The sequence below is a fragment of the Azospirillum agricola genome, assembly GCF_017876095.1.
GTDB classification, from domain to species: Bacteria; Pseudomonadota; Alphaproteobacteria; order Azospirillales; family Azospirillaceae; genus Azospirillum; species Azospirillum agricola.
Genome location: NZ_JAGINM010000008.1, coordinates 301,805 through 307,990, shown reverse-complemented (window position 1 = coordinate 307,990; position 6,186 = coordinate 301,805). Strand labels below are relative to the sequence as shown.

9 protein-coding genes and 1 pseudogene are annotated in these 6,186 nt (G+C 69.3%); all 10 read right to left on the bottom strand.

What is annotated here, in order from left to right:
- Positions 1–923: pseudogene (locus tag J2847_RS14765) on the bottom strand (transglycosylase SLT domain-containing protein); the annotation flags it as partial.
- An 18-nt stretch (positions 924–941) separates the two neighbouring features.
- Positions 942–1,697, bottom strand: coding sequence for a hypothetical protein (locus tag J2847_RS14760; protein ID WP_209779679.1), 756 nt, complete (start codon positions 1,695–1,697; stop codon positions 942–944).
- A gap of 2 nt (positions 1,698–1,699) precedes the next feature.
- Positions 1,700–2,029, bottom strand: coding sequence for a hypothetical protein (locus J2847_RS14755; RefSeq protein ID WP_233474525.1), 330 nt, complete (start codon positions 2,027–2,029; stop codon positions 1,700–1,702).
- A gap of 50 nt (positions 2,030–2,079) precedes the next feature.
- Positions 2,080–2,505, bottom strand: a complete 426-nt coding sequence (locus J2847_RS14750) for a hypothetical protein (protein ID WP_209779678.1) — start codon at positions 2,503–2,505, stop codon at positions 2,080–2,082.
- A gap of 139 nt (positions 2,506–2,644) precedes the next feature.
- Positions 2,645–4,132 (bottom strand): phage tail tube protein, encoded by a 1,488-nt coding sequence (locus J2847_RS14745; protein ID WP_209779677.1) that lies wholly within the window; start codon positions 4,130–4,132, stop codon positions 2,645–2,647.
- Positions 4,133–4,212: 80 nt separating this feature from the next.
- Complete coding sequence (locus J2847_RS14740; RefSeq protein ID WP_209779676.1) at positions 4,213–4,437, bottom strand: Acb2/Tad1 domain-containing protein; 225 nt, start codon at positions 4,435–4,437, stop codon at positions 4,213–4,215.
- Between the two features lie 23 nt (positions 4,438–4,460).
- The gene (locus J2847_RS14735) at positions 4,461–4,706 is read right to left on the bottom strand and encodes a hypothetical protein (RefSeq protein ID WP_209779675.1); all 246 of its coding nucleotides are present in this window, start codon (positions 4,704–4,706) and stop codon (positions 4,461–4,463) included.
- A 3-nt stretch (positions 4,707–4,709) separates the two neighbouring features.
- Positions 4,710–5,171: a hypothetical protein gene (locus tag J2847_RS14730; protein WP_209779674.1), complete on the bottom strand. Its 462-nt coding sequence runs from the start codon at positions 5,169–5,171 to the stop codon at positions 4,710–4,712.
- Between the two features lies 1 nt (position 5,172).
- Positions 5,173–5,514, bottom strand: a complete 342-nt coding sequence (locus tag J2847_RS14725; RefSeq protein ID WP_209779673.1) for an argonaute/piwi family protein — start codon at positions 5,512–5,514, stop codon at positions 5,173–5,175.
- A 7-nt stretch (positions 5,515–5,521) separates the two neighbouring features.
- Entirely contained in the window at positions 5,522–6,181 is a 660-nt protein-coding gene (locus J2847_RS14720; protein ID WP_209779672.1) for a hypothetical protein, read from the bottom strand.
- Positions 6,182–6,186: the final 5 nt, after the last annotated feature.

Genomic DNA, 6,186 nt, shown 5'->3' with positions numbered 1-6,186 from the left:
GCCTCCAGGTCGGCCAGCCGGGCGGCGGTCGCACTCGCGTCACCCGTCACCAGCCCCAGGGTGTTGCCCGTCGGCGCGGCGGTGCCGGTGACGGCATGCTTCAGCGGGCCGATGGTGGCGGTGTTGACGGTCTGGCGGCTGATGCCGGTGGCGTCGTTGATCGCCTTCTGCGCCGCGCTGACGCCCCGCAGGTTGGCCTCCAGCCCCCTGGCGCCCGCCGTCCATTCGGCAAAGCTGGTGTGGCCGGATTCCAGGCCAGCGTTCAGCCCGGCCAGGGCGCGGGCGGCGGCGTTCAACCCACCGGCCGCGCTGTTGGCCGACTCGTAGACCTTGCCCAGCCCGCCCGCCCAGCTGTTCGCCGAGGCAGTCGCCGCGCGCATGCCGGCGTCCATACCGCCGGCCGAGGCGGTCGCGGCGGCGGCACCGGCCTCCACGTCCTTGAAATAGCGCGCCACGGCGGCGCGGGCCTTCTCCGTGGCGGCCTCCATCTTGGCGGTAATGGTGGCGCGCAGAGCCTCCTTTTCCGCAGCCGAGGCGCTGCTCTTTTCGAGGTCATCGAGCGCCCGCTGGTAGGGGGCGATGGCCTTGGCGACGGCGCCCGCCTCCCGCTTGGCCCGATCGAACTTGTTGGCGAGCTGCTCGGCCGTCTGGCTGTGGCGCGCGACCTTCTCCGTCGCGCGCTCGATTTCGCCGGCCATGCCGCCGGTCGCCTTCCCAGCGCCATCCATGGCCTTCGCGGCGGCGGCGGCACCGGCAGCGGCCTCATCGGTCGCCTTCTTGATACCCTTGCCGGCGCGCTGCGTCTTCGCCTCGGCGGCGACGGCAGCGTCGCCCAGGCCATGGATCGAGTCGGTCGCCTTCTTGGCGTTGGCCGAGACGCCATCCTGGAATTCTACCTCAAGGGATTCGACTTGATCGGTCATGTGCGGATCCTCTTGGGCTCAGCGGCGAGGCCGGATGATGAGAGCGGGGCTTTCCACGCGCGTGCCTTCCCGGCCGCGCGACAGCCCCTTGTGCTTGCCGGTGGTCCAGACCTGCCGGCTCTTCAGGCGGTACTGGCCGGGGAAATCCATCGTGTAGACGCGCTTGACCTCGACCACGTCGCCCCAGCGTGAGCGGATCGCGCGCACCGCGTCGTCGAACAGGCCGGCCGGCACCTGGAATGACAGCGAGGCGCCGCCGACGAGTTGGACGTCGACCTTGCGGCTGTAGGGCTGGGTGTTGCCGATGATGATCTCGGTGACGCTGGGAGACAGCGCCGCCGGGTTGAACTGCGCCGCCGGCACGAACCGACCGCCGGAATCGCCCCGGCCCGAATGGGGCGAGGCGCTGTCCTTGATGCCGAAATAGAAGCCGTCCCGGTAGTGCGCCGTCTTGCCCGTGGCCGGGTTGAGCGGCGCCGAGGATCGGGGCGGCGACCGGCTGATGAGGAACGAGAGGGCGAAGGTGCAGACGGCGCCCAGGACCGAGAACCGGTAGACGATCCGGCCACCGTCCGCCGGCCGCACCGCCGTCTCGGGCGCCCCCTCCACCCCATCAACCCAGCGGCGATACCGCCGGGAGGCTCGGCCGGAGGCGATGAGCCGGTCGCGCTCGGCGATGGCGATCTCCGCCAGCCGGCGGGACTGCGCCGCAGGCGAGAGGGTTCGGTCAGCAAAGACCCGGAGCCGCTCGTTGAACGCCTTCGCTTTCGCCATGGCTATTCCTCCGGCTTCTTCTTGGCCGCTTCCTTGGCCTGCTCCGCCCACCATTCGGCATAGACGCCATCCATGGCGCGCAGCCGGCGGAACAGGGTCGGCAGGTGGAAGCCATGGTCGGCGGCATAGGCGCGGGCCGCCGTCCAGGGGATGTTGCAAGGCGACGGCGACCCCATGCCGCCGCCGCGCCACTGCCGGTCATCGGACAGGTCGTGCCATGCTCGCCAAACCCAGCGGCACCACGGCAGGGGTTCGACCGCCTCGCCGCGATCATCAAGGCGGGCGGCCACCATGTCGGCCGCGTCGGGCTCCTCCTCCGCAAGCTCGGCCAACAGGTCGTTGGTGCCCTGCTTGCGGTTGAGGTGATCCCGAAGGGCCGCCGTCAGTTTCCCTCGGCCACTTCGTCCTCTTCCTTCTGCGCCTCGGTCGCCATGTTGGCGGCCATGAAGGCGAGCCCCAGCAGCTTCTGGCCTCGCTTCTCCTGGATCAGGGCGCAGAACTCCTCGAACGACAGATCCCGCCCGCCGATGGTGCAGCCCTTCACATCGACCAGCGAGTGCTTGATGAGGCACTTCACGTTGATGTTCCGGCGGTGGGTGGCCTTCAAGCGGTCGGTGTCGTAGTTGAAGCCCTTGGCCGCCTCGCGCTGCATGCTGGCCGAAGCGTTGGTGTAGGCATCCGGATAGCCCTTCGTCTTGATCTTCAGCGGACGATCGGGATCGGGCTGCACCCAACGGCCCTCGGTGTAGACGTCCTCGTCCACCAGCAGGTCGTCGAGCGAGTCGTAGGTGGTGTCCAGGTTGTTCATGATGATGATCCTTGGTCGAATGGTCGGATGGTGCGCGGTGGATGGGCGGGCGCCGACCAAACGCCCGCCCGCGGCCCGCGCGAGCCGTCACGCCGCCGGCAAAGCCGACAGCCTCTTCCCCGTGGTCGCGGGATCTCGGTTACTGGAAGAACTCGAACCGGTTCAGGATGAGCTGGCTGCCGGTCAGGCTGTCCTTCGAGGCGGTCAGGCGCAGCGGCAGCATGACGTCCTGGTTCTTGCCGCCGACGCTGGGATCGCCCTCGCGCGGGATAAGGCGCGGCGCTTCCCAGATGAGGGCCTTGCCGCCCTTCTCCATGCGGGTGTTCAGGGACGTCGGCGTGCCCGCCATCACCTTGCCGAGCAGAGTGTCGTTGCCGAAGTAGGTGTCCAACTCCACCGCCACGTCGAAGGAGCCGTCCTCCACGTCGACCGAGGCCGGGGCGAAGTCGTCGCCGGTCGAAATGGCGTCGATCGCCCGCAAGTTGTTGTTGATGGTGAACTTGATGGCCTTGGCGTAGTTCGGCGTTCCGAGCGCGCCGCCGCCCTCGCGGACGCTGCCGCAGTTCGCCGAGAACGCCAGGATCGGGTAGGCGTTGCTGTCCGGGGCGTCGTCGGGGATCGCATCAAGCGGAACCTGACCGCTCGCGCCCAGCAACCCCATGAAGGTGACGGAGCCGGTGGCCTTCTGCTTGGCCTGCCCGCCGAACTCCAGCGTGTTGACCCGCATACCCGTCTGGGCGATGAAGGTCGGCACCGTCTGGCCCATGAAGCCGCGCTCCAGGGTCAGGCCGTACTTGCTCACGCCGTTCTTGATCCAGTCCCCGATGAAGATGCGGATCGTCTTCCCGGCACCGTCGTCGGCAGCCCAGCCGCCCGGCAGGTTGTCCAGAGGGATCTTGGCCGCCGAGACGACGCCGGACACACGCGCCCAGACGTTGCACCGGTCGGTGGCGAAGCGGAAGCCGGCACCGATGCCGCCGATCTTGACCCACCGGCCGGGCGCCAGCCCGAAGGTGGTCAGGTCGAGCGCGGTCGAGCCGATGCCGTCCGCCAGGGCGGTCAGGTCGCCCGCCGCCCCCTCGAAGCCCACCACCTTCATCCGCGCGGCGGCTGCTGGGGCCGCCTCGTCCACCAAGCCCGCGCCGAGGAAGGCCGGGGCGGTGGCGCTGCCGGTGGTGACCTTGGCGAGCTTGTTGCGGTTGGCGCCCGCGCCGAAGCCGGTGAAGTAGACCAGATGGCCGGCGGCGAAGGCGGCGCCGTTGGCGACGGTGACGACCTGGGTGGCGGCGGTCAAGCCGGTGATGACGGAGTCGGCGGTGCCGTCGTTGTCTCGCGCCGGGGTGTTCGCCCAGGCGTCGCAGAAAGCCGATTGGATTTCCTCCGACAGCAGGGAGCCATCGGGCGGCCAATGCCACTCGACGCCGATCTGGCCGCCGTTGGTCTGGCCGACGATGGCTGGGTCGGAGGACATGCGATCGTCACGGATGTCGTCGGACTCGACGCTGTCGGCCTTGAAGGTGAGGCCGATGGAGGTGGTGCGCTGCCTGCGCATGCGCGGGGTGGTGGGAGTGGTGCCGTAGGTCGCCTCGGCGACGCCCGCGAGGCGGACACGGTTCGAACTGGTCATAGCGGCTCCTTTCAGCCGGGCATGAAAAAAGCCGCTCGGGCGGTGCCGGCGGCTGGGTCTCCGTCAGGAGGATGCGGGTGTCAGAACGTCGTCGGCTGGGCGATGCCCCGGATCAGGGCCATGAAACCCTTCTGGAGGTCGGTCTTTCCGGTGGCGACCCACCGACCATCGACGCCCGGCGTGCTGGCGATCTTCTCGACCAGAACGCCAACCTCCTCGGCCTTGACCTTGGCCTCGTTCATCAGCGCGATCTCCTCGGCCGAGAGGTCGCGGTAGCCCTTGATGTGCTTGTGCTGGTTGTCCAAAGCCTTGCTCCTTGGGGGCAGTTTCAGGCGGCCGGGTCGGGCTCGGTGACGGCCTTGCCCTTGCCGGGCTTCGCCGGCTTCGGGTCGGTCTCGGGCTCGGCCGCCGGCTCCGGGGTGGGCTCCGGGGTGGGCGCGGCGATCTGGCCGATCCGGATGCGATCCTCGAAGGACAGCGGGCCGGTGATGTCGGCCGGGCCGACCGTCTGACCGGGCGAGAAGCGTCGGGTCGGCGTGCTGAAGGAGGTGACGACGGTGTGCGTGGCGGTCATGGCCTATCCTCTCCGGAGCCAGTTGATGGTGATGTGCATGCCCCACCAGTTGCCGGACTCGTCCTTGGCGCCGATGGGATCGAAACGGATGTCCTGGAACTCGATGCCGCCGGCATCCTGCCCCCGGCACAGCTCGGCGAAGGCGGTCAGGATGGAGCGGAGGGTGCGGCTGCCGGTGTTCACCGAGGCAAAGGCGATCACGGTGATCTCCCCGGATTCGTCCCAGCGTTCCTCGGCCGGTTCGCCTGTGCCGATCGATGCCTGTTCCCACAGGTCGCCGCTGATGATGACCCGCGCCCAATGGTTCGGGATGAGTTTCCCGTCCGGTCCGGCCGCCGGGCCGCGGGGCTGGGGTTCGGTGAACGGCTCGTTGTCCCAGGCCAGCGGGCACGAGACGGGCGCCGCGTCGCCCCACCCGGCATCGACGAAGGAACGGATCGCGTCGAAGCTGTCGATGGTTGCCATGTCAGCCCTTCGCCTCCATCCGCCAGCCGTTGCCGGCACCCCTGTAGCCTGGCCGCTCGACGGTGAGCATGGTACCGACCCCGGTCCACTGGCCGTTCACGAGCGTTGGGTTGATGACGACCTGATCGCCTTTCCGGGGGCCATCGGGCGGAAAGGCGGTCGCCTTCAGGGTCTCGTCGGCGATGATGACCCGGAACAGCCGCTGGGCGACGGCGCCGGCCAGCGTGTCCGAGCCCAGCTCGTGGACTTTCGCCTTGATGATCACATCCGCGGCGCCGTCGCGGCTCAAGACGATTCGCTCGCCCTTCTTGTCGATTTGGCGGGACTGGTAGGATCGGAGCATGGGCGCCTCACCGGATGCAGTCGGCGAAGCCGCCGGCCCGGAGCGCAGCCAGGATGTCGGCCGGCAGCGCCGAACCGCCCGCGCCCATGCCGCCGACCCAATACTCGGTGCGACCAACCTCGTCGTCCTCCTCCGCCTTGACGGCAAGCTCCCGGTCCTTGGCCTCCCAGCGCAGGCGGACCAGCCGCTTCACCGCGTCCTGGAGGGCAGTCGGAACCTTGGCAGCCGGCCAGCCGGATTTGACCGTGATGGCGACGGAGGCGCCCTGCCAGTTCGTCACGCGACCGGACGCGGACAGCCGTTCGACCAGCCCGGATTTCGGGTCCGCCCGGTAGAGCGCCGAGTCCTGAACGACGCCATCGACCGATAGGGCCGTCACGCGGGCGGGGAAGCGCCACGGCAACAGCAGGGCGTCGGCGCCGCGCGCCTCGTCCCGGCCGAAGGTGACGACCGCCTCCTCCTCCGCAAAGGTGGCCGGGGCATCGCCGGCATCATCGCCGGCCACGCCGCAGGCATCCGCCACCCGGTCCGAGGCCGACAGGGCTTCGCTGGTCAGCCAGTCGTTGAACTGGTCGTTGTCCGCGGCGATGCCGAGTTCGGTCTTCAGGGCGCCGATGGAGCAGAGCAGCCGGTCGGAGGCCGGGACGGCAACGGTGATGATGGGCATTGGCA